Source organism: Pseudomonas triticicola (genome assembly GCF_019145375.1).
Classification (GTDB): domain Bacteria; phylum Pseudomonadota; class Gammaproteobacteria; order Pseudomonadales; family Pseudomonadaceae; genus Aquipseudomonas; species Aquipseudomonas triticicola.
This window is the reverse complement of the sequence record NZ_JAHSTX010000001.1, coordinates 1,427,400-1,452,766: the sequence shown is the minus strand read 5'-3', so window position 1 is coordinate 1,452,766 and position 25,367 is coordinate 1,427,400. Positions and strand designations below refer to the sequence as shown.

Below are 25,367 nucleotides of genomic sequence, written 5' to 3'. Positions count from 1 at the left end.
CACAGGTTCCTGCGTCGGCCACAAACCCTGAGTTTGCTCCTTGAGATCAAAATCAAATGATTTCAGCGTACCGCAGCGCCCCCAGAAGCTAGCCAAGTGCCATCACCTCGTTTATTCTGCGACCCCGCATAAAAAGCCAAGCCAGGAAGGCATTGATTGACCTTCCTGTTTGTAGTCAATCAACGCAAGCAGATTCAGGGATGTACATGTTTCAGCTATTCAAACTCGGAGCGGCCGTCGTGCTCGCCGCGACGCTCAGCGGCTGCATTACCGAAAGCGCTTCCTGGGTCAGCGAACCCTTGCAACCCAAGGCAAGCGAGCCAGTCAGTTATCTCGTTGGCTCAATCGGGCCGCAATCACTCAAGCAATCAGCCGCTGACAACCAGCGAATCTTTTTCCGCAAACGCGGTTCCGAATACGGTGCGGCCGGCGTCTGGAAAATGGCCGGCGCTTACTCCACGCCGCAGGATGTTCAGGACGGTGTCGGCGCAGCGAGCGTATTCGTGCTTCCCCTGAAGCCGGGCGATTACGAGTTCTATGATTTCCAGTTCTTTTCCGCACGTTATCAACCTGGGCTAGGCACTGTTTTCACCTCGAGAGAGGCGCGGGAGAAATTCAACCTGCCGATGCGCCTGGAACCCGGCAAGGCCTATTACATCGGCGAGTTCCGCTCGTTCTGCCTGACAGCCGGTTTCTGCGCGTTCCGCTGGAGTGATCAGAACGCCCGCGATGCGCTGATTGCGCAACGTCTGGCGCCAGGATTGCCAACGCTGCAACCGCTGAAACTCGACCTGAACAGTGCTCAGCCCTACATCTTCACCGGCCCCATCCCGGGTATTGCCGTGGACGCCAAACCATGAAAAAAATCATCGCCCTCACCGCCGCCGCTCTGTTGACCGGTTGCGCGGCGACCAACACCTTGCCCGAGCGTACGCTTACGGACGCTCAGGATTATCTGCAGCCGATTCACGTTATGGTCGATGACCCGGAAAACGGCTCCAGCCTGCGCAACCACCTGCGTCAGACCGGTGTGTTCCGCACCATCGAAACCGGCAGCGGTAAAGCTGACGAGTACAACGTGCAGGTCAAACTCAATGTGGAACGTCACCTGCCGCCGTTTCCGGTGATTCTGCTGAGCACCGCGACGTTGTTCTTGCTGCCGCTGTCGAACGAATTCGATACGCAAACCGAATTCACCGTGTACCAGGGTGACAAGCGACTGAAGCAATACACCTATCGCAACATCACTCAAAAATACGTCTGGCTATTGGATCAGGGCGGCGAGATGCGCGAACAGAACCTCGGCCGCATCGCCCGCGCCTTCGCGCAGGATGTGCAGCAGGACCGGCTGATCCCGGCAGTCGCGCAATGAACAGCGCGATGATAAAAGTCGCCGGCCTGCTCTGTGCCTCACTGATGCTGGGCGGCTGCGCCAACACCTTGCAACCGCTCGATTACCATGCCGATCAGGCCTACGTGCCGGTCACGCTCGGCATGGGGCCGGCGTATACGCGCATCGACGAGCAGCATCAGCGCGAAACCGTCAGCGTCCTGAAAAAGACCGGCGCGTTCTCGATGCTCGACGGCGGTTACACTCGCAACGGCTACAGCCTGTTGATCACCGAACCCAGCGACGGCAAGGTCAACTGGCTGGCGCTGGTCAACGTTTTCACCCTGTTCACCTTCCCGATGCCCTACCACTACCAGGACAACCTGCGCGGCTCGGTCTTCAAGGATGGCCAACTGCTCAAAACCTACAACTACTCCCGCGAAGGCTGGAGCGTGATGACGTGGTATGTGCCGATTCCCGGGGTCGAGAACAAACGGCAGATGCTCGACCAGTTGTTGGTGGAAATGGACCGGGACAAGGTGATTCCGTATCAACCATAAGGTTGGGTGATGGGGGCTGGTGCGGTGGACTGCGGCGCAATGAATTGCAATGTGTGAGCGAGCCTGCTCGCGAAGAGGCCATCAGGTACGGCGCAATTCTTTGATTTAAACGAAGCTGTTTAAAAGACACCTGCGGATACGGTCTCAAGGCTACAAATCCTTGCGCCGTTGCCTACAGCTACGCCAGAATCCGCCGGCTTGTGCACCTTGAGGGCGGGTTCTATTGTGGTGCGGTCGCTGACGAATCAGCGATCGGGTTTAGCGATCCGACTCATTACAGACGCACCAATGCCCAGTCTCAATTGCATTTTTCGATCTGCACTTGATGTCATGGTGGCTGTGCGTGGGAGACCTTCGGGTCTACCCGGGGTTTCTGTGACCCGGATCGCTAACCTGCGTACAGCCGCCACCTTTACTTGTTTAGCGATGAGCCGTGGCGGCTAAATCAACCACGGAGTCTCACCATGATCAAACCAACACCCAACCCACCCGAAACCGATCCCACCTCCCCCTACGAATCCCTCGACTCCAAAAAACTCCACCAAGCCGCCGACCGCGCCCTCGACCACTACCTCTGCCCTCCCGGCTCAACCCCACCGCCGTTTAGCCCCCGCGCCATGTACGCCGTCACCGCCGACACCAAAAATGAAGACCTGCTGGCCAACGCCTGCGAAACCCTCGCCTCGGCCAAAACCATCGCCCAGGAATTCGCCGGGCTGGTGAAACCGTCGCAGCGCCGAACGCTGATGGGGATCGCGCAGCTGATCATGCTCGGAGAGTTGGCGGTGAATCGGGTGCTGGATAATCTGGAATTGCCGGGGTAATGCGGGCCGGCTGAGTTATGCGATGCCCGTGCCGGCCTCTTCGCGAGCAGGCTCGCTCCCACATTGATCCTGGTCGGATGCAAACTTTGCGACCACTGAAGGAACTTGGGGTAGCGAGCCTGCTCGCGATCACAAAGGGACGGATTATTTAACCCGATGGATGTGCTCGGGCAGCATATTCGGTTGCGGGTCTGAAAATGCAGCCTGCGGCAGTTCGAGCGATATATGCATGAGGTGCCGAAGGCTGTGATTCGTTCTTATAACGGCTAGGCTCGTACTCGTTAGCGCACCATTAGTATGATAATTTGCGCAAAATTCCCCACCCGCAAAAGGCCCGACCATGGCTACCGTACGAAAAACCATAACCGTGACTGACCAGCAAGACCATTGGATCAAAGCTCAAATAGAAGCGGGACATTACACCAACGACAGCGAATATATCCGCGATTTGATCCGTCGAGAGCAAGAGCGAAACGCTGAACTGGAAACCGTCCGCGCAGCCCTTCGAGAAGGAGAATCCAGTGGTGCCCCCCGGCCTTTCGATGCTGATGCTTTCAAAAAGAGAATGTTGAGGGCGCATGGCTGAATACCGACTTACCCCCGCCGCCGAAGCGGATCTTGAGGCTATCTGGACGTATACAGCTCAACAATGGGGTTTGGATCAGGCCAATCGCTACATCGACATCCTGACTGCGTCTTTCGAGCAGTTGGCTGATCGTCCCAAAACAGCACCCGCATGCGACGCTATCCGCCCCGGTTACCGACGCTGCAGCGTGGAGAGTCACATGATTTATTTTCGAATCACCGCCTATGGGATCGCGATAATCAGAATCTTGCATGACCGGATGGAAGCGCAGCGTAATCTCTGACCTTCTCGTATCACCGAAAATCAAAAGATCGCAGCCTTCGTCAGCTCCTACAAATCGATGTAGGAGCTGACGAAGGCTGCGATCTTTGCTTTTAGGAGACTGGCGGAAGACAGCCGGAGTCGAACCTGCCCGGGAACGGATGCCGTCCCCAACCGGGTTTGAAGCCCGGCCGCGCCACCGGGCGCGATTGTCTTCCTGAACTCAGGGTGCTCAGGCGTTGGCCAGCGCGTTGTCGGGGCGGATCTGGCGGGATTCGCCGAGGCGGCGGGTCAGGCCGAGTCGGTCGAAATACTCCAGATACTGAATACAGCGTTTGCGTCCCAAGCCTAGCGCATCACGGAAGGTTGTCACTTGAATCGACGGATTTTCTTCGGCGAGTTTCAGCAGCAGCGCCGCCATTTGCCGCAGGACGATGTCGCTGATAAACAGGTCGCGCACCACCTGGTGCATCAGGCCCAGCCGGGCGAGTTTGCGCAGCAGCAGGCGGACGCTGGCGTCGTCTTCGCCGAGCATTTTCGCGGCGTCGCGCACCCAGGGCGGGTCGAAACCGGCCTGTTCGAACAACGGCTGTAATTGCTGCCAGAGGATTTCGTCGTCGGCATTCAGGCGCACCTGATGATCGGGCAGGTGCAGCCAGGGGCCGCTGGCGAGGATGGAGCCGGCGTTGAGCAGTTCGTCGAGCAGGCTGATGAAGGTCGAGCGTTCCAGCGCCAGCGCGCTGAAGCGGCGCAGACGATCGCGGTCCGGGCCCATCTGGTCGGGTTCTTGTTCGTGGAATCGCGCCAGTTGTTCGAGCAAGGTGAATTTCAACTGACCCCAGCGCTGCACGTTGAACAGCAGTGGACCTTGGCGGGTATCGATCAGGCGGATGTTTTCTGCCAGCGACCACTGCGGGCGCGGGCGGTTGAACTGGCGTTCGAGGCGTTGCGGGTCGAGGCCGCCGGGGCTGTGGTTGAGCAGTGCCGGCAGGGCCTGTTCGAGGCTGACGCTGAGCGCGAGGGTTTGCAGTTGCGCGAGGCGTTCCGGGCTGCGGCGTTGGCGCGCCGGGGCGAACGGGTCGAGGACCGTGCCGCCGCCGAGGGTGCGCTGGGCGCTGGAGTCGCGCAGGATCAATCGATCGCCTTTCACTGCGTGCACCGGCGCGTTGATCAGCAGTTGCGCGAACATGCGCTCGCCGGGACTCAGGCGCGGGCCTTGCAGCAAGGCGACGCGGGCGATGACATCTTGCGTGCCAAGGTGCAGATGCACCGGGTGAAAGTGTTCAAAGGTGCGCTCGCCGGGCAACAGCTGAAAGTCGATGTCGATGCGCTGGGTCGGGGCGTGCAGCCAATCCGCCAGCAGCCATTGGCCTCGGTGGATCTGCGCCAGTTCCAGACGATCGCCGCTGAGGTTCAATGCCACGCGTTGGCCAGCGAACGCCTGTTCGGCGGCCTGGTTTTGCGCGTGCAGGCCACGGATACGCACCGATTTGCCCGCAGGCCCCAAGACAAGCTTGTCGCCCACCGCAACCGTGCCCGACAACGCCGTGCCCGTGACCACAATCCCAGCACCCGCGACGCTGAACGCCCGATCGATCGCCAGACGAAAGCCGCCCTCACAACCGCGCGCCTGCACCTCGTTGTGCGCCTGCAATAATGCCGCGCGCAACTCATCGACGCCCTGCCCGTTCAAGCTCGACACGGTAAAAATCGGCGCATCGGCGAATGGCCCGGGCGCGAGCAGATCCAGCACTTGGCGCTGCACCTCTTCCACCCTGCCCGCTCCCGCCCGGTCGCATTTGCTGATCGCCACCAGCGCGCGGGGGATGCCGAGCAGTTCGACGATTGCCAGATGCTCGCGGGTCTGCAGCATCACGCCATCGTCGGCCGCGACCACCAGCAACACCAGATCGATGCCCTGCGCACCAGCGAGCATGTTGTGGGTAAATTTTTCGTGCCCCGGGACGTCGATGAAGCCTGTCAGCCCGGCCCCCGCTGCGAGTTCGGCGTAGAGATAACCGAGGTCGATGGTCATGCCGCGTTCGCGCTCCTGCGGGCGGCGGTCGCCGGTTTGCCCGGTCAGCGCTTGCAACAGCGAAGTCTTGCCGTGGTCGATGTGCCCCGCTGTGCCGACGATCACCGGTCGACCTGCAATCGCGGCAACTGCGCCAGCCACGCTGGCTCATCGTCGAGCTGGCGTAGATCCAGCCACAGCGCATCGTCGCCGATTCGCCCGAGCACCGGGATCGGCAAACCGCGCAACGCCGCTTCGAGATTGAGCAGATAACGCCCGCGCCAGCGCTTGGACACTTGCGGGCGACAACACAGCGCCGCGCTCGGCAGACGCGCCACCGGTTGGCTGCCGCTGCCGATCATGCCCAACGCCTCGACTGCACTGACCTGCCAGAGCTCGCCCAGCACATCGGCGAGCAACGGTTGCAAACGCACAGCCTGAGCATGAATTTCGGCTTGCGGACGGGTCAGCAGACGCAGACTCGGCAGACGCTCGGCGAGGCGATCAGGGTCGCGATACAGACTGAGCACCGCTTCCAGCGCGGCCAGGGTCAACTTGTCGACCCGCAGCGCGCGTTTCAGCGGATTCTTCTTGATTTTCGCAATCAGCTCTTTGCGCCCGACGATCAACCCGGCCTGCGGCCCGCCGAGCAATTTGTCGCCGCTGAAGGTGACGATGTCAGCGCCATCGAGCAAGGCCTGCCGCACCGTCGGTTCCGCCGGCAGGCCCCAGCGCGTCAGGTCCAGCAGACTGCCGCTGCCCAGATCTTCCAGCAACGGCAAGCCATGAGCGTGTGCCAACTCGGCAAGCTCCGCAGTCGGCACCCGCGCGGTGAAGCCTTCGATGCTGTAGTTGCTGGCATGCACGCGCATGATCAACCCGCTGCGCGGACTGATCGCCGCTTGGTAATCGCGGGCATGGGTGCGGTTGGTGGTGCCGACTTCGTGCAGACGCACGCCGGCCCGGGCCATGATGTCGGGGATGCGGAAAGCGCCGCCGATTTCGATCAGCTCACCACGGGAAATGATGCCTTCCTTGCGCGCGCCGAGGCTGTTGAGGGTCAGCAACACGGCAGCGGCATTGTTGTTGACCACGGTCACCGCTTCAGCGCCGGTCAGTTCGCGGATCAGGCCTTCGATCAGATCGTCGCGATCGCCGCGCTTGCCGCTGGCCAGATCGAACTCGAGATTGAGCGGATAACGTGCAGCCATTTGCACCGCTTCGATGGCTTCCTCGGGCAGCAAGGCGCGACCGAGATTGGTATGCAGCACCGTGCCGGTCAGATTGAATACCCGGCGCACCTGGCTGCGCTGCTGTTGCGCCAAGCGTTCGCCGACGCGGCCGGCGAGCACTTCGGGGCCGATTTCCACAGCTGCCAATTGCCCGCTCAACACGCCGGGCCTTAGCTCATCGAGCAACTGACGCAGGCCCGTCAGCAACGAATCCCGGCCGTAACGCTCGGCCAACGGCGCGCACGCCGGGTGACGCAACAAGCCATCAATGGACGGCAACCGCAGGGCAACGCTGGAAGACATCAGCCACTCCTGATTTCACTGAAACAATCCCTTTTGGGAGCAAGCTTGCTCCCAAAAGGGTTTCAGAAGTGTAGACGCACTGCCGGAGCTAGCTTGCTCGCGAAAGCGGTGTATCAGTTAGTGTGGTTGTCGCTGACCCGCCGCCTTCGCGAGCAGGCTCGCTCCCACAGGAATTCGGGTGGAATGAACATGGTTGGTCACCACAAAAACCTGTGGGAGCACACCCCCTCCCACAATTTTGCTCTGGTCAGTCGTCTCCCGGCGCCAGCAGCAGATTGGGCGCAAGGCGCTGATAGCCGTCCTGGGCCAGGCGCATGTCCAGCAGCAAACTGCCGAGATCTGCCGACAACGCTTCGGCTTCGGCGTCGTTCTCCAGATAGAGCAATTTCAGGTAACTGTTGCAGCTCGGGCAGACTTCGGCGCGCAGCGGTGCCTGCTCGGCGCTGTGGCGGTCGTCTTCCTGGCTCAGATATTCAAGGCCCTTGCTCTGCTCGCAATACACGCACTTCACCCGCACCACATGCCATTCGCAGGCGCACAGCGAACACACCAGATAGCGCAAACCGTTGTGCTTGCCGCGATGGCGAATCACCCCGGCCATGGCCGGTGAACCACAGGCCGGGCATTGGCTGAGGCTGTCGCCGGGTTTGAGTTGCAGTTGCGGCACGCTGAGCAGCCAGTGGCTCCACGCGGTTTGCAACGCCGCACCGAGAAACGGCACCAGCTGCGCAGGCACCAGCGAATACTGGCCGCTGACCAGCGCCACCGCCCACGCGCGCAACTGGCCGGGACCTGCGGCGCGCAGAGTATCCAGCGCGTCGATCACTGCAGGTTGATCCGCTGGCGCATAGCGCTGCAGCAAAGCATCCAGCCACGGCTGCCAGGCATCCTCACGCACCAAAGTGTCTGCGGCGAACGGCGGCAGACCGTGCTGTTGACAGGCTTCGAAACGCTGCGCATCAAACGGCGCGGTGAGCGGCGGATCGTCGAACACCTGCTGCTGCGCCCGGCACAATCCGGCCATCAGCCGCAGATAATCCGCCAACCCGTTGCCCTCGGCCAGACGCTCAAGGCGCTCAGCGCGCAGGGCAAACAGGTTAGGCGGTGGCAGGTACAAAAACGGCGGCGAACTGGCCGCCGCCTCGATTTCCCCAGGTTCAAGAATGCTTGGCAAAAGTCAGCCCTTTTTCGTCAGCGGTCGCTCGGGCACGTCCCGAGGCTGTTCGTCGCGGGTCACCTCGCGGTACCACAGTTCATGGTGTTTCTTCGCCCACGGCCGGCTGACCCAGCCATGCAACATGGCGTCGACCGAACCCTTGATCCACAAACCGGCGTAGATGTGCACGATGATGCTCAGCACCAGCACGAACCCGGCCAGCGCATGCAACAGCATGGCCCAGCGGATCGTGGTGATGCCGAAATACGCGCTGAACCACGCGCGCCAGATCACCAGCCCGGTGAACAGCAACGCGAGCATGCACAGCAGTAAAGTCCAGAACAGCAACTTTTGCCCGGCGTTGTACTTGCCCACCGGCGGCACGCTTTCTTCGTCGTTGACCATCACCCGATTGATCCGCCGCAGCCATTGGCGGTCATTGGCGATGAAGAAATTGGTGCGCCAGAAGCTGAACACCAGGCCGAGAAACAGCACGAACATGGCAATGCCCATGTACGGGTGCAGAATCCGCGTCCAGGTGCCGCCGCCGAACAGATTACTGAGCCAGAACAGCGACGGATGAAACAACGCCAGCCCGGACAAACCGGCCATGAAAAACAGGATCGCCACCAGCCAGTGATTGGTGCGCTGGTTGGCGCTGTAACGCAGGATCGTCTTGTTGCTCATGGCCGCTCCTCCCCGCGTGGATCGAAGGTGTGCACCGCCGGATCGACCACGTGCACCGAGTTGTCGGGCGCTGGCGGAAGTTCATCCTCCTCGACACGATTCGGCCCGATGCGCACATAGTGGAAGAACCCGGCCAGCACCGCCGCGCCCATCGCCAGCAGGCCGAGGGGTTTGCTGATGCCTTTCCACAAACCCACCAGCGGACTGATCGCCGGATGGTCCGGCAAACCGGCGTAGATTTTCGGCGTGTCGGCATGGTGCAGCACGTACATCACGTGGGTGCCGCCGACCCCGGCCGGATCGTACAAACCGGCGTTTTCAAAGCCACGGCTTTTCAGGTCGACGATGCGTTCAGCGGCGTGTTCTTTCATGTCTTCCTTGGTGCCGAAGACGATCGCGCCGGTCGGGCAGGTTTTCACGCAGGCCGGCTCCAGCCCGACCGCCACCCGGTCGGAACACAGCGTGCATTTGTAGGCCTTGTGATCCTTCTGCGAAATGCGCGGGATGTTGAACGGGCAACCGGTGATGCAATAGCCGCAACCGATGCAGTGGTCCTGATCGAAATCAACGATGCCGTTGGCATGCTGAATGATCGCCCCGGGGCTCGGGCACGCGGCCAGACAACCGGGCTCGGCGCAGTGCATGCAGCCGTCCTTGCGAATCAGCCATTCGAGGTTACCGGTGTCGGTTTCGTGCTCGGTGAAGCGCATCAGCGTCCACGAATCCGCCGTCAGATCCTGCGGATTGTCATAGGTACCGTGGTTGTGGCCGACCTCATCGCGCAGCTCGTTCCATTCCGAGCAGGCGACCTGGCAGGCCTTGCAGCCGATGCATTTGGTGGTGTCGATCAGCTTGGCAACGCCCTGCTGAGTCCTCACCGACGGCGGCACGGTGGTGGTGGCCGAGCGGGCAATGATGTCTTGGCTGGCCATTTACAGTTTCTCCACGTTGACCAGGAATGACTTGGATTCCGGGGTCTGAGTGTTGCCATCGCCGAGGAACGGCACCAAGGTGTTGGTCAGGTAACCGTGACGCGTCAGGCCGGTAAAACCCCAGTGCAGCGGGATGCCGATCTGATGGACGACCTGGCCGTTGACCTGCAGCGGCCGGATCCGTTTCGTCACCACCGCCACCGCTTCGATAAACCCGCGTTTGCAGCTGACCCGCACACGATCACCGGCAGCAATGCCCTTCTCGTTCGCCAGCACCTCGCCGATTTCGACGAACTGCTCAGGCTGGGCAATCGCGTTCAACTTGCAGTGCTTGCTCCAGAAGTGGAAATGCTCGGTGAGCCGGTAACTGGTGCCGGCGTACGGGAAGTCCTTGGCCTCGCCGAGGGTTTCCCAGACCGAATCGAAGATCCGCGCCGCCGGGTTGCTGGTGGCCTTCTTGTTCTGCGGGTGCAGCGGGTTGATGCCGATCGGCGTTTCGAACGGCTCGTAGTGCTCAGGGAATGGGCCTTCGTTCATCTTGTCGACGGCGAAGAACCGCGCGACGCCTTCGGGGTTCATGATGAACGGGTTCATCCCGGCTTCCGGCGGCACGTCGGCCTTGTAGTCCGGCACGTCGGTGCCGGTCCAGGCCTTGCCGTTCCACCACACCAGCCGCTTTTTCGGATCCCACGGTTTGCCCGCCGGGTCCGCCGAAGCACGGTTGTAGAGGATTCGCCGATTCGCCGGCCACGCCCACGCCCAGCCTTGATGCTGGTGCATGCCGAACGGGTCGGCATTGTCGCGACGGGCCATCTGATTGCCGGCCTCGGTCCAGCTGCCGGCGAAAATCCAGCAGCCCGACGCGGTGCTGCCGTCATCCTTGAGCAAGCCGAAGCCGGCCAGTTGCGTACCGGCCTTGACCGTGACGCCGCTGGCATCGGTGAAATCGCTGACAGCGGTGCCGTTGATTTCCCGCGCCAGTTCTTCCGGCGACGGCTCGTCGGGGATCTTGTACGGCCACGACAGCTTCAACAGCGGATCAGGAAACTTGCCGCCCTCGCTCTGATAACGCTGGCGCAGGCGCAGGAACAATTCGCTCATGATGCGAATGTCGGTCTGCGCTTCGCCGGGGCCGTCGGCGCCTTTCCAGTGCCATTGCAGCCAGCGGCTGCTGTTGACCAGCGAGCCGTCCTCTTCGGCAAAACAGGTGGTCGGCAGGCGAATGACTTCGGTCTGGATTTCAGCGGTTTTCACATCGTTGTAAGGCCCGACGTTCTGCCAGAACTCCGAGGTTTCGGTGGCCAGCGGGTCCATCACCACCAGCCACTTGAGCTTGGCCAATGCGCCCATCACGCGGTTCTTGTCCGGCAACGCGGCGATCGGATTAAAGCCCTGACAGAAGTAGCCGTTGACCTTGCCCTGGCTCATCAGGTCGAACATTTTCAGCACGTCGTAATTGGGGATGTCGAGCTTCGGCAAATGGTCGAACAGCCAGTTGTTCTCGGCGGTGGCGTTGGCGCCGTACCAGGATTTCATCAGGCTGACGTGGAATTTGCTGTAGTTCTGCCAATACGAAAGCTGCCCCGGTCTTAGCGGCACCTGCGTGCGTTTGAAGATGAACTGACCGTAATCCTGCTCGCTGTCGCTGGGCAGCGTGAGGTAGCCGGGCAAGGCGTTGGACAGCAGACCAAGGTCGGTCAGACCCTGGATGTTCGAGTGCCCGCGCAAAGCGTTGACGCCACCGCCGGGCATGCCGACGTTGCCCAACAGCAGTTGCACCATCGCCGCGCTGCGAATGATCTGCGCGCCGATCGAGTGCTGCGTCCAGCCGAGGGCATAGAGAATCGTCATGGTCTTGCCCGGCGTCGAGCAGGTGGCGATCTCTTCCCAGATTTTCTGCATGGCGTCGACCGGCATGCCGCAGATCTGGCTGGCCAAGTCGATGTTGTAGCGGCTGTAATGCTGCTTCATCAGTTGATAGACGCAGCGCGGGTCTTGCAGGGTCGGGTCGACGCGGACGAAACCGTCCTCGGCGAACTCGTAGCCCCAGCCGGACTTGTCGGTATAGCTGCGTTTTTCCGCGTCATAGCCGCTGAACAGGCCGTCTTCGAAGCCATAACCGGCTTTGACGATGAACGACACGTCGGTGTAATTGCGCACGTATTCGTGCTGGATCTTGTCCTCGGTCAGCAGGTAATTGATCAGCCCGCCCATGAAGGCGATGTCGGTGCCGGTGCGGATCGGCGCGTAATAGTCGGCCACCGAAGCGGTCCGGGTAAAACGCGGATCGACCACGATCAGCCGCGCGGCGTTGTGCGCCTTGGCCTCGGTCACCCATTTGAAGCCGCACGGATGCGCTTCTGCTGCGTTGCCGCCCATTACCAGGATCAGATTCGCGTTGGCGATATCGGTCCAGGTGTTGGTCATGGCACCTCGGCCGTACGTCGGGGCAAGACTTGCCACCGTCGGGCCGTGTCAGACACGCGCCTGGTTATCGAACCCCAGCAGGCCGAGGCTGCGTATCACCTTCTGAGTGATGTAGCCGGCTTCGTTGGATGCCGCCGATGCCGCGAGGAAACCGGTGGTCAGCCAGCGATTCACCGTCTGCCCGTTGGCATTTTTCTCGATGAAGTTGGCGTCGCGGTCGGCCTTCATCAGGTCGGCGATGCGATCGAGGGCTTCGTCCCAGCCGATGCGCGTCCATTCATTGCTGCCGGGCTTGCGCACCTGCGGGTACTGCAAGCGGCCGGGGCTGTGAATGAAGTCGAGCAGGCCCGCGCCTTTCGGGCACAGCGTGCCGCGATTGACCGGGTGGTCGGCGTCGCCTTCGATGTGAATGATGTTTTGCGCCACGTTCTTGCCGGCATCGCCCTGGCTGTACATGATCAAACCGCAACCGACCGAGCAATACGGGCAGGTGTTGCGGGTTTCACGGGTGTGGGCGAGCTTGAAGTGACGCACCTGCTCGGCGAAGGCCGCCGTCGGGGCCATGCCCAACGCGCCCAGGCTTGAGCCTGCAAGGCCGATACCGGCGACCTTGAAGAACTGACGACGGCTGAGATCCATCGTGCACTCCTGATCAGGTGGAACCCGGTACTTGCGCCGGGCTTTATCTGGACAATCACGGTTGCGACGCCTTGGCGCCGACTTTTTCACTGTAGACAAAGACCTTGCCGATTGTGTGAAAACCGACCGTCGGGTGTCTGGCCCGGATTTCCAGCCAGTGCACACCCCCCTGTGGGAGCGAGCCTGCTCGCGAAAGCGCTGGGTCATCCAACTCGATGCTGCCTGACCCGACGTATTCGCGAGCAGGCTCGCTCCCACACAGATGGCGTTGCGCATAGAATGTCCGGCAGAACCAACTCCGCCTTGACGAGACCGCGCATGACTTTCGATTTTGATCAGTTGTTCGACCGCCACCACACTGGCAGCACCAAGTGGAGCCGCTACCCGGCCGATGTGTTGCCGATGTGGGTCGCTGACATGGATTTTGCCGCGCCGCCGGTCATCGTCGAAACCTTGCAACAGCGCCTGCTGCACCCGCTGCTCGGTTACAGCGTGGCCCAGGACAACCTGCGTGAAGCGATCGTCGCCGACCTGTGGAACAAGTATTCATGGCAGGTCAAACCGCAGGAACTGATCTTCCTGCCGGGTGTGGAATCGGGCTTCAACATGGCGCTGAAGGCGTTGGTCCAGGCGCAGCAGAATGTCGTCGTGCAAGTGCCGAACTACCCGCCACTGCGTCATGCGCCGGGGCATTGGGGCCTGAACAAGGTCGAGCTGGAATTCAACGCCCAGGCCGATGGCACCTACGCCACGCCGCTGGACGCACTGCGCGAGTCGCTGAAAGGCGGCGGCGCCCTGCTGTTGAGCAACCCGCACAACCCGATCGGCAAGGTCTTCGCCCGCGAAGAATTGCAGGCAGTGGCGGATATCTGCGCAGCGCAGGACGCGTGGATCATCTCCGACGAGATTCACGCCGAACTGTGCTTCGACGGCCGCGTGCACATTCCCACCGCATCGCTGAGCCCCGAGATTTCCAAACGCACGATCACCCTGATGTCGGCGAGCAAGGCCTACAACATCGCCGGCCTCAAGACCTCGTTCATGATCATCCAGGACGCCGCCCTGCGTGAGCGCGTCAACCACGCCCGCTGCGGCATGGTCGACAGCGTCAACCCGCTGGGCATGGAAGCCACCCGCGTCGCCTACAGCGAAGCCGCGCCGTGGCTCGCCGAACTGAAAACCTACCTGCAGGCCAACCGCGACTGGCTGGTAGACGCGGTGCGCACGCGCCTGCCGGGGGTGACCATCAATGTGCCGCAGGGCACGTATCTGGCGTGGCTCGATTGCACCGCGCTCGACCTGCCGGATCCGCAGCGGTTCTTCCTCGAACAAGGCAAGGTCGGGCTGAGTGCCGGACTGGATTTTGGCGACCGGCATCAGCAGTTTGTGCGCTTGAACTTCGGTTGCCCGAGGGCGTTGCTGGAAGAAGGGATTGCGCGGATGGAGCGGGCTTTGGCTAACCGCAATCTCTGATCCTGCCCCGAGATTCCCCTGTGTAAGTGATCCCCTGTGGGAGCGAGCCTGCTCGCGAAAGCGGTCTGTCAGTCGACATATTTACCGTCTGACAGACGCTTTCGCGAGCAGGCTCGCTCCCACATTGGTTTTGCATAGCCAACCAAAATCCAACGCAAATCCGATCGAACTCAAGGCAAACCCACCGGGTCAACCCGGAACACTGGCCTTGAAATCAGGAGACCCTGCGATGACTGACTATCCAAAACCACCCTTCCCGAAACAAGCCCAACCGGTGCCCGGCTCGCAACGCAAGATGGAACCGTATCCAGACTGCGGCGAGCAAAGTTACGTCGGTTCTGGCCGTCTGGCCGGCAAGATTGCGCTGATCACCGGCGCTGACAGCGGCATCGGTCGCGCGGTGGCGATTGCCTTCGCCCGTGAAGGTGCCGACGTCGCCGTGGCGTACTTGAACGAACACGAAGACGCGAAGGAAACCGCACGCTGGGTCGAGCAGGCCGGGCGTCAGTGCATCCTGCTGCCGGGCGATATCGCCGAGAAAGCGCAGTGCCAAGCGCTGGTCGACAAAACTGTCGAGCGCTTTGGCCGCATCGACATTCTGGTCAACAACGCCGCGTTCCAGATGACCCACGAAAACTTTGAAGAAATCCCCGATGACGAATGGGTGATGACCTTCGACGTGAATATCACTGCCATGTTCAGGATCTGCCAGGCGGCGATCAAACACATGCGCCCCGGCTCGTCGATCATCAACACCAGTTCTGTCAACTCGGACATGCCCAAGCCGACCCTGCTGGCCTACGCCACCACCAAAGGCGCAATCGCCAACTTCACCGGTGGCCTGGCGCAGATGCTCGGGCCGAAGGAAATTCGCGTCAACAGCGTCGCACCTGGCCCGATCTGGACGCCGCTGATCGTCTCTACCATGCCCGATGAAGAAGTGCAGAACTTCGGCGGCAGCACCCCGCTCGGCCGTCCGGGCCAACCGGTGGAAGTCGCGCCGATTTACGTGCTGCTGGCCTCCGACGAAGCCAGCTATATCACGGGCCAGCGCTACGGCGTGACCGGCGGCAAACCGATGCTGTAACCGTGCAGCAGAAAAACTGAACCCGAGCGGCATGGCATCTCTCCATACCTGTAAGCGCCTACGGGCCAACAGGAACAGGAGGTTGTCATGTCCGCCCCCCTCGTCAGACTCTTCACCCAACCCAACTTCGCCTGGACCGATATCCGCCGCGAAGAAGAAACCCATCCCCGCCACTATCTCGCGCATCTGCTGCTGCTCGCGTTGATTCCCGCCGTGTGCCTGTTCATCGGCACCACCCAGGTCGGCTGGAGCCTGGCCGTGGGTGAAAACGTGCGCCTGAGCACCGCCAGCGCCTTGCAACTGAGCGTGTTGCTGTACGTGACGATCGTCGCGGGTGTCGCGGTCATGGGCGGGTTCATTCGCTGGATGTCGCGATCGTTCGATGCGCGGCCGACGCTCAATCAATGCATCGGTTTTGCCGCCTACACGGTGACGCCGTTTTTCCTCGCGGGGATTGCCGGCCTGTACCCGAGTCGCTGGCTGGCGATTCTGGTGCTCGGCGCGGCGTCGATCTATTCGACGTTTCTGCTGTTCGTCGGCTTGCCGACCTTCATGCATGAGCGCAAGGAGCAGGGCCTGCTGTATTCGGCGTGCGTGTGGGGCGTTGGCCTGCTGGTGCTAGTGACCATGCTGGTGTCGATGATTCTGCTGTGGTTCAACGTGCTCATCCCCGAGTACCTGCGCACGACCGTGAGCTGACCCGGTGCGCCTGCCCTTGGAAATTCACCGCAGTGAGCCGTCATGAGTTTTGGCGTATGGGTCGCGGTGCTCGGCGCCGTGCTGCTGACGCTGGCCCTGACGTCGTCATGGTTGCGCTGGATGCCGGTCACCACCTCGGCGGTGTGCCTGCTGCTGGGCATCGGCATCGGCCCCAGCGGCCTCGACCTGCTGCAATTGCCGCTGGAAGAATCGTCGTTGTGGATGGAGCACCTGACGGAAGTCGCGGTGCTGTTTTCCTTGTTCGTCTGCGGTTTGAAATTGCGCCTGCCACTACGCAACAAGACCTGGCGCATCGCTTTTGGTCTCGCCGGACCAGTGATGATTCTGAGCATCATCGGCGTGTGTCTGCTGCTGCACTGGGGCCTGCAATTGCCGTGGGGGCCTTCCTTGCTGATCGGCGCGATTCTGGCGCCGACCGATCCGGTGCTCGCCGCGCTGGTGCAGGTCAATGATGCGCAGGACATCGACAGCGTGCGGTTCGGCCTCTCCGGTGAAGCCGGGCTCAACGATGGCGTGGCCTTCCCTTTCGTGATTCTCGGTTTGCTGTTGCTGCACGGTGACGGTAGCGCCGGCGAGTGGCAGCACTGGGTGGTTCGCAGCCTTTTGTGGGCGGTGCCGGCGGGTTTGCTCACCGGTTACTGGATGGGCCGTAGCATCGGCCGGCTCGCCCTGCTGCTGCGCATTCACAACGAGGACAGCACCCTCGGCCCCAACGATTACCTGACCCTCGCGCTGATCGCGCTGTCCTACGTGGTCGCCGACGCCATTGGCGGCTACGGCTTTCTCGCGGTCTTCGCTGCTGGCCTTGGGCTGCGTCAGGAGGAAGTCAAATCCACGGGCATCACCCAGGCACCTGCCGAGCATCTGGTGCAGCCGGTGGTCGGTCATCAGAACGTCGAACCACAGAACGCCGTGCATGGCGATACCGAGAAGCTGGAAGACAGCCAGGTCGCGGCCGGGATCATGATGGGCGACATGCTCGCATTCGGCAGTCTGGTCGAGCGGGCGATGGAAGTGTTTCTGGTGACCCTGCTCGGCGTCGTGCTTATAGCTCATTGGGACTGGCGGGCCTTGTGGATCGGCGCGGTGCTGTTTTGCCTGATCCGCCCGCTGAGCGTGGCGCTAATGCCGTGGGGAAATCTGCTCAGCGGGCCGCAGCGTTTGTTGATCGGCTGGTTTGGCATTCGCGGCATCGGCAGCCTGTTCTATCTGTTCTTCGCCTTGAACCATGGCCTGGATTCAGACGTGGCCAAGGTCTGTACCGACATCACTTTGTCAGTAGTGGCCCTGAGCATTCTGCTGCATGGCGTCAGCACACAGCCGATGCTGGCGCGCTATGAAAGCTTGAAGCAACGAAAAAGCTGATTCTTCAGCCGCTGCGCTTGGCTGGAAATCATCGAAGATTTTTCTGCAAAAAAATGGATCGCCGGGCGCGACCCAACGGTCACAACTTTAACCGCGCCAATCATCCCGCGCGGCCCGGCAGGTTCGGTTCCCCTGCGGTGAACAGCCTATTAAACGGAACCCCGACACAAACAAGGTCACGGTCATGAACGAATGCTCGACTCCTGCGCAAATCAAGGCTTGCAGAGCACTGGCTCTGGAACGCAATCGTCAACTGTTCGAAGAAGCCCACGAACTGAACCGAGCGGCCAACGCGCTGCTGGAACAGACGCCGACCGACTTCGAACGCTTTGAGCAATACCGGGCACTGCGCAAGAAAGCCGATACGAAATTTGAAGATGCGATTGATCATCTGTGTGTGCTGAATGAGGATTTCCCGCCGATTCCGGCGGCGGTGCAGAATGCTGTAACTGCGCGGCGTGAGCTGGAAACTGCGTAATAAAAGTCAAGAGCCCCTCACCCTAGCCCTCTCCCCGAGGGAGAGGGGACTGACCGGGTTTGTCTCTCGTATTACACCGACCTGAAATACCGCGTCGAACTCAGGCCTTGAATACGACCGAGATCTGCTCCCTTTCCCCCTCGCCCCCTTGGGGGAGAGGGCTGGGGTGAGGGGGTAAGATCTCACAGACACACAAAATCCAGCACCTGCCCCCGACCAACCCACCTCAAGGATTGGTCACCTGTATAAACACCGCATAAACCCCCAACATCACCCAGAACGTGGCAAAAATCCAAGGCGTGCGCACCGAGAACAGCAGCGACTTGCGATAGCCCTTGTGACTTGATTCCATTTCGCTGAACAGCGGCGATTCGTCATACGCCGCGCCCATTACCGGCTCGCTGTGCAGCAACTGGCTCTGTTTGAAGTGCCAGTGGTCGATGATGTCGTATGCCGCACGAATCCCCGGCCAGGCATTCAATGAACTGAGCACCCCGAGCAGCGCGAGAAACGGCGGCACGACGAGGGTGAACATCTTGCCCCACTCCGGATTGAGGTTGGCCATGCACGAGGCGAAAGCGATGACCAGAAACGACTGCGCCGCCAGGTAGGCGTCGGTGCGGTTGGCGAGGATGCTGGTTTCGTACTGGATTTCCCGGCGATAGAAATCCAGGCGTTCCTTGGGTGAGCCAAACATCTTGGCGTCGTGTTCGGCCAAGGCTTCTTCAACAGCGCTTGGCTGGGTCAATATGCGAGACAAGAGACGTGCCCTCCAAAAGTGAACAAGACTTTTGGAAAGGCACGCGTCAGCACTAGTTCAGCCGGATCGACCAGCGCGTCATTTCATCGATTGGGCGATGATCTGTACCAGGTTCAGCTGGGTGAACGGTTTCGGCAGGCGCGGCAGTTCGGCGGCGAAGCCTTCGAGGCGCTCGGCATATCCGGTGGCGAGAATGATCGGCAGATCCGGCTTGAGCATGCGCAAGGCATGGGCCAGTTGCGCGCCGCTCATTTTTGGCATGGCCATGTCGGTGATTACCAGATCGATGACTTCGCCCTCATCGAACAGCGCCAGCGCCTGAGCACCGGAGGTCGCGCCGATGACGCGGTGGCCGAGGTCTTCCAGCAACAGACTGGTGCTGGTCAGCACCAGTGAATCATCATCGACCACCAGCACGCTGAGTCTCGGTACTGCGATCGGCGCTGCGTTGCTGTACGCCGGGCGACTGGCCGTACGCTCAAGCGCTACCGGAATCCACAGCTCGGCCGCCGTGCCGTGGCCCTTCTCGCTTTTCAGAATAAAGCGCCCGCCCAACTGCTCGATGAAGCCGTGCACCATCGACAAGCCCAGCCCGGTGCCTTTGCCCAGGCCCTTGGTGGTGAAGAACGGATCACGGGCACAGGCCAGCGTGGCTTCGTCCATGCCTTCGCCGCTGTCGATCAGGCTCAGGCACACGTAACGCCCCGCCGCGAGGGTCGAATGAGTTTGTTCCAGCACCACTTCGGCTTGCGCCTGAATGATCACCGTGCCGCCGTCGGGCATGGCATCGCGGGCATTGGTGGCGAGATTGAGGATCGCCAGTTCCAGCTGATTGCTGTCGGCCAGTACTGGCTGCAGGTCGTCGGGAAAGCGCGTTTCGATGCGAATCCCCGGTCCGAGCGAACTGCGCAACAGCCCGGTGATGCCTTGCACCAATTGCGGGATATCCACCGATTCGGTCTTCAGTTCCTGACGCCGGGCGAAGGCCAGCATGCGCTGGGTCAACGAGACACCGCGCAAGGCACCCTGGGTGGCGTTCTCCAGCAGTCGAGCGATTTTCGGCGCGTCGCCGATGCGTTTCTGCACGATCTCGAGGTTGCCGAGAATCACCGTCAGCAGGTTGTTGAAGTCATGGGCGATACCGCCGCTGAGTTGGCCGATCGCCTGCATCTTCTGCGCCTGGAACAACGCCTCGCGGGTCTTTTCCAGGGCCTGCTGTGCTTCGTGGGCCTCGGTGACATCGCGGGTGATCTTGGCGAAGCCGAGCAACGCGCCGGTGTCGCCGCGAATCGCATCGACCACTACGTGGGCCAGAAAGCGCGTGCCGTCCTTGCGCATCCGCCAACTGCGGTTCTCGAAGCGGCCTTCGCGGGTGGCAATCTCCAGCGAACGCTGCGGCTCGCCGAGTTCGCGGTCTTCGGGGGTGTAGAAAATCGAAAAATGCTGGCCGATGATCTCTTCCGGCAAATAGCCCTTGATGCGCTGCGCGCCCTGGTTCCAGTTGCTGACGCAGCCTTCGGGGCTGAGCATGTAGATCGCGTAGTCGGTGACGCCCTGCACCAGCAGGCGGAACTGCTGTTCGCTTTGCTTGAGTGTTTCCTCGGCCATTTTGCGGTCGGTGAGGTCGCGGGTGATCTTGGCGAACCCGAGCAGCTTGCCGTTGGGGTCGATAATCGGGTCGATCACCACGTGCGACCAGAAGTGCGTGCCGTCCTTGCGCACGCGCCAGCCCTCGCCTTCGAAGCGACCTTCACGGATCGCCGTGTCGAGCGCCCGTTGCGGCATGCCGTTGGCGCGGTCTTCCGGGGTATAGAAGCGCGAGAAGTGCTCGCCGATGATTTCCGCTTCTTCATAACCTTTGAAGCGTTTGGCGCCGGAGTTCCAACTGGTGATGATACCGTCGGGGTCGATCATGTAGATCGCATAGTCGACAACCGCGTCGATCAGCAGCCGGAAACGACTGTCTTCGATCGCTGCGGTCCTGTTGTTTTCACTCATCACACTCACCAGCCACTGTCATGGGCTGAAGTATGCGTGAATCCGTCGATTTGAAAAGCGCCGGTTCGCTTTTGATCGCCCACCAGCGTGGCAGCAGTTGCTGGATGCGGCTTTCGGCAAAGCGGTCATCAATGAGCATGACCGTGCCGCGATCCTCACGGGTGCGGATCACCCGCCCGGCGGCTTGTACGACTTTTTGCATGCCCGGGTACAGATAGGTGTAGTCGTAGCCGGCGCCAAAAATGGCGGCCATGCGCCGTTTCATCTGCTCATTGACCGGGTTGAGCTGTGCCAGTCCCAGCGTGGCGATGAACGCACCGATCAGCCGCGCGCCGGGCAAATCGATGCCCTCGCCAAACGCGCCGCCCAACACCGCAAACCCCACACCCTGGCTGTCGGCGCTGAACTGGTCGAGAAACGCCTGCCGCGCGCCCTCGGCCATGCCCCGCGATTGCAGCCACTGAGTGATGTGCGGATGGCGCTCGGCCAATAAGGTCGCGACCTGTTGCAGGTAATCGAAACTGCTGAAGAACGCCAGATAGTTGCCCGGGCGCTCGCTGAACTGGCGCGCGATCAGCTCGACGATAGGCTCCAGCGAGGCCTGGCGATGGTTAAAACGCGTGGAGATCTGACTGACGATGTGCACCTGCAACTGCTCGGCGCTGAACGGCGATTCGACGTCGATGCACACCGTGTCGGCGGGCGTGCCGAGAAGGTCGGCGTAATAGTTGCGCGGGCTCAGCGTGGCCGAGAACAGCACACTGCTGCGCGCCGCGCTCAGGCGCGGACCGATGAACGCCGCCGGCACCACGTTGCGCAGGCACAGTTGCGACAACGGACGCTTGCGGTCGAGGTCGCGTTTGCTGATATCGAACAGGTAATGCTCGTCGTACAGCTCGGCGACCCGGGCGAATTGCAGCAGGTCGAAATAGAAGTTCTGCAGGCCGCTGTCGAGACCTTGCGGATGTTCGTTGAGGTAATCGCCAATGGCCGCGCAACACAGCGAGATGGCTTGCAGGAGCTTGTCCGGCGCCTTGTCGTAGGCCTGATACGCCGCCAGTTGCGGCGCATGCAGCGCGTTCCATTCACGGTTGACCCGTTGCAGGGCATTCTTCAGCGCTGCCGGCGCGGTTTTGCGCACGCTGGCGAGGGTGAACTGGTCGAGGCTGGCGCTGTACATCTGCCGGCCGCGCTCGACCAGGTTGTGCGCCTCGTCGGCGAGCACCGCGACTTTCCACTGATTGAGCTGGGCCAGACCGAACAGCAGCGCGCTGAAGTCGAAGTAATAGTTGTAGTCGGCAACCACCACATCCGCCCAGCGAGCCATTTCCTGACTGAGGTAGTACGGGCACACGCTGTGCTGCGCGGCGACTCCACGCATCGCCGCCTGATCGAGCAGGTTGATGCGGCTGGCGGCTTCGCGGGCAGCCGGCAGGCGATCATAAAAACCCTGGGCCAGCGGGCAGGATTCGCCATGACAGGCCTTGTCCGGGTGTTCGCAGGCCTTGTCGCGAGCAACCATTTCCATCACCCGCAGCGGCAAGTCCGGCGTTTGCCTGAACAACACCTGGCTGGCATCCAGCGCCAGCTTGCGTCCGGGAGTCTTGGCGGTGAGAAAGAACACCTTGTCCAGTTGCTGCGGCGCCAAGGCCTTGAGCATCGGAAACAGCGTGCCAAGGGTTTTGCCGATGCCGGTCGGCGCCTGGGCCATGAGGCAGCGGCCGGTGCTGACGGCTTTGAACACTGATTCGGCCAGATGCCGTTGGCCGGGACGAAAATCCGCGTGCGGGAACGCCAGTTGCTGCGCGGCCAGATTGCGCGCTTCGCGATGGGCCATTTCCTGCTCGGCCCATTGCAGGAACAAAGCGCACTGCTGCGCGAAAAACCCCTGAAGCGACTCGGCGCTGTGGGATTCAACCAGGCAGGTTTCCTTTTCGCTGACGACGTCGAAATACACCAGCGCCAGATTGATCTGCTGCAATTGCAGTTTCTGGCACATCAACCAGCCGTAGATTTTCGCCTGCGCCCAGTGCAACTGGCGGTGATTGGCCGGTTGCTTGCTCAGGTCGCCGCGATAGGTTTTGACTTCTTCCAGGCAGTTTTGCGCCGGATCGTAGCCATCCGCCCTGCCCTTGACCTTCAACTCGCCGAACTCACCTTGTAGCGCCACTTCGCTCTGGTACTGCTCGCTGCGCCGCGAGGCCACGGTGCGATGGCCGACGATGCCTTCCAGCGCGGTCGGTGACGGGGTGAAGCGCAGGTCGAGGTCGCCGGTCTTGGCGGTGAACTCGCACAGTGCACGCACGGCAACGCTGTAACTCAAGCGCTCTGCTCCGCCCATTGCACGTAACACACGGCCACCGGCATCTGGTGCTCGTGGCAGAACTCCAGCCAGCGCAGCTGATTGTCCTGCAAGCGGTCGCCGGGGCCTTTGACTTCGATCATCCGGTAGGTTTTGTGCTGCGGCCAGAACTGGATCAGGTCCGGCATGCCGGCACGGTTGGCCTTGATGTCGAGCAGCAGGCGATTGAACCAGTGTTTCAGGTGTTCGGCGGGCAGACAGGCCAGCGCCTGCTCCAGCAAGTCTTCGTTGAGCGCGCCCCAGAACACGAATGGCGACTGGATGCCCCACTTGTCGACGAAGCGCTGGCGGATGGTCTCGGCGTAGCGGCCGTCATCGAGTTCGCCCAGGCAGGCCTGGAACAGCTCGGCGCGGCGCTCGAGGAAGTCTTCGCTGAGCAGATCCACCGGGCCGCGCTGGAACGGGTGAAAGAACGCACCCGGCAACGGCGCGAAGATCGCCGGCCAGCACAACAGGCCGAACAGTGAATTGATCAGGCTGTTCTCGACGTAATGCACCGGGCCGTCATCGGCGTGCAAGTGCGCTTGTACGTGAAATTCCACCGACCGCGCCGGATCGATGCGCGGCAAGTGCAAGTCGAGGCGCTCGACCGCTCTGGCCTTGGCACGCTTGAGCGGCGGGCCACCAAGTTTGCGCCGCAGGCGCGGGACGATGCGCTGCAAGCCTTGCTGCTCGGCCGCGCTTTGCGGTGCCTGTTCGGCCAGCGTGCCGAGTTCCAGCGCCAATGCATATTCGCCGCAGCGTTCGAGCACACGGATCATCCGCAGCCGTGCGCCCGGATAAGCGCAGTCGCGGTAAACACTCAGGGCCAGGGCAAAGTCGCCGATGCGCTCGGCATACTGGCCGATCTGGAACAACGCCTTGGCTTGCCGGCGGCGCAGCCACGGGTTGTCGAATTGCACGGCGTTGATCTGTTCGACGATCTCTTCCAGCGGTTCACCGGCCTCGAAGCGCAACTGGCATTGATGCAGGAACAGGCAGGCGTCGACGTCTTCGCGACTGCGCAGACCTCGGGAATCGGCACAGAACTCGACTTTTTCATAAGTGAAGATGCCCAGGTCGGCCAGCACGAACTCCGACCAGTCCTGATACAGATTGCCGAAGAACATCAACCGCAGGCGATCGCACAGGTCCATCAGGGTCAGGCTGAACAGCCGCTCAGCCAGTTGCGGCGCCCAGACACGCAGGGTCTGCGCCTCGCTGAACTGTTCGGCCAGCACGGGCAGCCACTCGTCCTTGCGCCCTTTCGGTTGATCGATAATGGTGCCGAACGCTTGCAGCAGCTCGGCCTTGAGCAAGACATCGAACAGTTCTGCCAGTGTCAAATCCGCGTGTTCATCAAGCCAGCCGTGTTCGAGCAACGGCCGCGCCGCCTCGGCAATGTCGCCGATTTCCAGATAATTGAGTTTGCTCGCGCGAAAGTGAATGCCCTTGCGCATGACCATGCGTACCAGCAATCCCTGCGAGGCTTGCGGCAGCGTATTGAAGTCGCGGATGAAGCCATGCTCGCTCGCGCTCATCACATCGGCATAGCGAAGCCCAAGCCAATCAAGCACTTGCCGGAAGTTGTTGAGGTAGTAGAACGGATCGTCGAGAGGGTTGGAGGTCACGGGAATTCAAAGCCACGGCAAGCGAACACTGGTTATGCGTACAGATACCAGCTCAGCCCTGCCCGGCGCAAACGGAAAAAGATCAATGGCATTTTTTCGCGCCGCCATCGAACTTTTCCGCCGCTGCTGGCACCAACCGCGTTACAGGGCCGACAATGCCCGCAATCACATTCAAGCAAGGAGTCAGAGGTGGGTATGAAAATCAAGATGCTGGGCATTCCTGTAGCGGTCGCCGCCCTGTTGGCGCTGGGGGGCTGTTCGACCCAGACCGTGGTGACGTTGCAGAACGGCACCCAGTACCTGACCGAGGACATGCCGAAGACCGAGACCGAGGACGGTTTCTATGAGTTCGAGGATATTTCCGGCGCCAAGGTCAAGGTTCGCGCGGATGAAGTCGCGACCGTGCGCAAGGAAGACTGACTTGGCCTGAATGATCGTTCCCATGCTCCGCGTGGGAACGATCACATCGCAGCCTTCGGCAGCTCCTGGTAGGGATTTGTGAACGACACAGATCCAGTGTGGGAGCGAGCCTGCTCGCGAAGGGGCCGGCACAGGCCCCGCAT

The 25,367-nt window shown here is 61.4% G+C and carries 22 protein-coding genes and 1 tRNA gene; 12 read left to right on the top strand and 11 right to left on the bottom strand.

Annotated features, from left to right (window positions below):
• The first annotated feature begins 152 nt into the window (after positions 1-152).
• The 6 genes from KVG85_RS06570 (at position 153) to KVG85_RS06540 (ending at position 3,583) form a co-directional block, all read left to right on the top strand.
• Positions 153-860 (top strand): hypothetical protein, encoded by a 708-nt coding sequence (locus tag KVG85_RS06570; RefSeq protein ID WP_225926639.1) that lies wholly within the window; start codon positions 153-155, stop codon positions 858-860.
• On the top strand, positions 857-1,372 hold the full coding sequence (locus tag KVG85_RS06565) for a hypothetical protein (RefSeq protein ID WP_024013038.1): 516 nt from the start codon (positions 857-859) through the stop codon (positions 1,370-1,372). Before KVG85_RS06570 ends, KVG85_RS06565 begins: the two co-directional genes overlap by 4 nt.
• Before the next feature lie 8 nt (positions 1,373-1,380).
• Positions 1,381-1,890 (top strand): hypothetical protein, encoded by a 510-nt coding sequence (locus tag KVG85_RS06560; RefSeq protein WP_016774812.1) that lies wholly within the window; start codon positions 1,381-1,383, stop codon positions 1,888-1,890.
• A gap of 464 nt (positions 1,891-2,354) precedes the next feature.
• Positions 2,355-2,714, top strand: coding sequence for a DUF6124 family protein (locus tag KVG85_RS06550; RefSeq protein ID WP_042607541.1), 360 nt, complete (start codon positions 2,355-2,357; stop codon positions 2,712-2,714).
• Between the two features lie 340 nt (positions 2,715-3,054).
• Entirely contained in the window at positions 3,055-3,300 is a 246-nt protein-coding gene (locus KVG85_RS06545) for a type II toxin-antitoxin system ParD family antitoxin (RefSeq protein WP_016770738.1), read from the top strand.
• Positions 3,293-3,583: a type II toxin-antitoxin system RelE/ParE family toxin gene (locus KVG85_RS06540; RefSeq protein ID WP_073476220.1), complete on the top strand. Its 291-nt coding sequence runs from the start codon at positions 3,293-3,295 to the stop codon at positions 3,581-3,583. Before KVG85_RS06545 ends, KVG85_RS06540 begins: the two co-directional genes overlap by 8 nt.
• Before the next feature lie 100 nt (positions 3,584-3,683).
• Here the strand turns inward: KVG85_RS06540 and KVG85_RS06535 are convergent.
• The 7 genes from KVG85_RS06535 to fdnG all read right to left on the bottom strand — a co-directional run bounded on the left by KVG85_RS06535 (position 3,684) and on the right by fdnG (position 12,951).
• Positions 3,684-3,779, bottom strand: a tRNA-Sec gene (locus KVG85_RS06535).
• 14 nt (positions 3,780-3,793) lie between these two features.
• Positions 3,794-5,701, bottom strand: coding sequence for a selenocysteine-specific translation elongation factor (gene selB / locus KVG85_RS06530; protein ID WP_217864943.1), 1,908 nt, complete (start codon positions 5,699-5,701; stop codon positions 3,794-3,796).
• Positions 5,698-7,110: an L-seryl-tRNA(Sec) selenium transferase gene (selA, locus tag KVG85_RS06525; RefSeq protein ID WP_217863328.1), complete on the bottom strand. Its 1,413-nt coding sequence runs from the start codon at positions 7,108-7,110 to the stop codon at positions 5,698-5,700. Before selA ends, selB begins: the two co-directional genes overlap by 4 nt.
• Positions 7,111-7,357: 247 nt before the next feature.
• Positions 7,358-8,284 (bottom strand): formate dehydrogenase accessory protein FdhE, encoded by a 927-nt coding sequence (fdhE, locus tag KVG85_RS06520; protein WP_217863327.1) that lies wholly within the window; start codon positions 8,282-8,284, stop codon positions 7,358-7,360.
• Positions 8,285-8,287: 3 nt separating this feature from the next.
• The gene (locus KVG85_RS06515; protein ID WP_071172525.1) at positions 8,288-8,953 is read right to left on the bottom strand and encodes a formate dehydrogenase subunit gamma; all 666 of its coding nucleotides are present in this window, start codon (positions 8,951-8,953) and stop codon (positions 8,288-8,290) included.
• On the bottom strand, positions 8,950-9,885 hold the full coding sequence (gene fdxH, locus KVG85_RS06510) for a formate dehydrogenase subunit beta (RefSeq protein ID WP_217863326.1): 936 nt from the start codon (positions 9,883-9,885) through the stop codon (positions 8,950-8,952). Before fdxH ends, KVG85_RS06515 begins: the two co-directional genes overlap by 4 nt.
• A complete protein-coding gene (gene fdnG, locus KVG85_RS06505) occupies positions 9,886-12,951 on the bottom strand; it encodes a formate dehydrogenase-N subunit alpha (protein ID WP_157115948.1) in 3,066 nt (1,021 codons plus the stop codon).
• Positions 12,952-13,269: 318 nt separating this feature from the next.
• Between fdnG and KVG85_RS06500 the strand changes: the two genes are divergently transcribed.
• The 5 genes from KVG85_RS06500 to KVG85_RS06480 all read left to right on the top strand — a co-directional run bounded on the left by KVG85_RS06500 (position 13,270) and on the right by KVG85_RS06480 (position 18,074).
• A complete protein-coding gene (locus KVG85_RS06500) occupies positions 13,270-14,424 on the top strand; it encodes a MalY/PatB family protein (protein ID WP_217863325.1) in 1,155 nt (384 codons plus the stop codon).
• Positions 14,425-14,653: 229 nt separating this feature from the next.
• On the top strand, positions 14,654-15,511 hold the full coding sequence (locus KVG85_RS06495) for a glucose 1-dehydrogenase (RefSeq protein ID WP_016774822.1): 858 nt from the start codon (positions 14,654-14,656) through the stop codon (positions 15,509-15,511).
• Positions 15,512-15,598: 87 nt separating this feature from the next.
• A complete protein-coding gene (locus KVG85_RS06490; RefSeq protein WP_130926696.1) occupies positions 15,599-16,210 on the top strand; it encodes a Yip1 family protein in 612 nt (203 codons plus the stop codon).
• Between the two features lie 42 nt (positions 16,211-16,252).
• Positions 16,253-17,596, top strand: a complete 1,344-nt coding sequence (locus KVG85_RS06485) for a cation:proton antiporter (protein WP_217863324.1) — start codon at positions 16,253-16,255, stop codon at positions 17,594-17,596.
• A 184-nt stretch (positions 17,597-17,780) separates the two neighbouring features.
• On the top strand, positions 17,781-18,074 hold the full coding sequence (locus KVG85_RS06480; protein WP_217863323.1) for a hypothetical protein: 294 nt from the start codon (positions 17,781-17,783) through the stop codon (positions 18,072-18,074).
• A 226-nt stretch (positions 18,075-18,300) separates the two neighbouring features.
• On the opposite strand, the gene KVG85_RS06475 is transcribed toward KVG85_RS06480, so the two are convergent.
• The 4 genes from KVG85_RS06475 to KVG85_RS06460 all read right to left on the bottom strand — a co-directional run bounded on the left by KVG85_RS06475 (position 18,301) and on the right by KVG85_RS06460 (position 24,804).
• On the bottom strand, positions 18,301-18,834 hold the full coding sequence (locus KVG85_RS06475; protein WP_016774826.1) for a hypothetical protein: 534 nt from the start codon (positions 18,832-18,834) through the stop codon (positions 18,301-18,303).
• A gap of 78 nt (positions 18,835-18,912) precedes the next feature.
• Positions 18,913-20,832, bottom strand: coding sequence for a hybrid sensor histidine kinase/response regulator (locus tag KVG85_RS06470; protein ID WP_217863322.1), 1,920 nt, complete (start codon positions 20,830-20,832; stop codon positions 18,913-18,915).
• Entirely contained in the window at positions 20,825-23,155 is a 2,331-nt protein-coding gene (locus tag KVG85_RS06465; RefSeq protein ID WP_217863321.1) for an ATP-dependent DNA helicase, read from the bottom strand. The genes KVG85_RS06470 and KVG85_RS06465 overlap by 8 nt, the downstream gene beginning before the upstream one ends.
• A complete protein-coding gene (locus KVG85_RS06460) occupies positions 23,152-24,804 on the bottom strand; it encodes a VRR-NUC domain-containing protein (protein WP_217863320.1) in 1,653 nt (550 codons plus the stop codon). Before KVG85_RS06460 ends, KVG85_RS06465 begins: the two co-directional genes overlap by 4 nt.
• Before the next feature lie 195 nt (positions 24,805-24,999).
• Between KVG85_RS06460 and KVG85_RS06455 the strand changes: the two genes are divergently transcribed.
• Positions 25,000-25,224, top strand: a complete 225-nt coding sequence (locus tag KVG85_RS06455; RefSeq protein WP_016774830.1) for a YgdI/YgdR family lipoprotein — start codon at positions 25,000-25,002, stop codon at positions 25,222-25,224.
• Positions 25,225-25,367 lie beyond the last annotated feature (143 nt).

Bases quoted from the DNA above. Each gene is read 5' to 3' on its own strand.
- KVG85_RS06565 (WP_024013038.1), top strand. From the start codon at position 857: ATGAAAAAAATCATCGCCCTCACCGCCGCCGCTCTGTTGACCGGTTGC.
- KVG85_RS06560 (WP_016774812.1), top strand. From the start codon at position 1,381: ATGATAAAAGTCGCCGGCCTGCTCTGTGCCTCACTGATGCTGGGCGGC.
- KVG85_RS06550 (WP_042607541.1), top strand. From the start codon at position 2,355: ATGATCAAACCAACACCCAACCCACCCGAAACCGATCCCACCTCCCCC.
- KVG85_RS06545 (WP_016770738.1), top strand. From the start codon at position 3,055: ATGGCTACCGTACGAAAAACCATAACCGTGACTGACCAGCAAGACCAT.
- KVG85_RS06540 (WP_073476220.1), top strand. From the start codon at position 3,293: ATGGCTGAATACCGACTTACCCCCGCCGCCGAAGCGGATCTTGAGGCT.
- selA (WP_217863328.1), bottom strand. From the start codon at position 7,110: ATGTCTTCCAGCGTTGCCCTGCGGTTGCCGTCCATTGATGGCTTGTTG.
- KVG85_RS06515 (WP_071172525.1), bottom strand. From the start codon at position 8,953: ATGAGCAACAAGACGATCCTGCGTTACAGCGCCAACCAGCGCACCAAT.
- fdxH (WP_217863326.1), bottom strand. From the start codon at position 9,885: ATGGCCAGCCAAGACATCATTGCCCGCTCGGCCACCACCACCGTGCCG.
- KVG85_RS06500 (WP_217863325.1), top strand. From the start codon at position 13,270: ATGACTTTCGATTTTGATCAGTTGTTCGACCGCCACCACACTGGCAGC.
- KVG85_RS06495 (WP_016774822.1), top strand. From the start codon at position 14,654: ATGACTGACTATCCAAAACCACCCTTCCCGAAACAAGCCCAACCGGTG.
- KVG85_RS06490 (WP_130926696.1), top strand. From the start codon at position 15,599: ATGTCCGCCCCCCTCGTCAGACTCTTCACCCAACCCAACTTCGCCTGG.
- KVG85_RS06485 (WP_217863324.1), top strand. From the start codon at position 16,253: ATGAGTTTTGGCGTATGGGTCGCGGTGCTCGGCGCCGTGCTGCTGACG.
- KVG85_RS06480 (WP_217863323.1), top strand. From the start codon at position 17,781: ATGAACGAATGCTCGACTCCTGCGCAAATCAAGGCTTGCAGAGCACTG.
- KVG85_RS06470 (WP_217863322.1), bottom strand. From the start codon at position 20,832: ATGAGTGAAAACAACAGGACCGCAGCGATCGAAGACAGTCGTTTCCGG.
- KVG85_RS06455 (WP_016774830.1), top strand. From the start codon at position 25,000: ATGAAAATCAAGATGCTGGGCATTCCTGTAGCGGTCGCCGCCCTGTTG.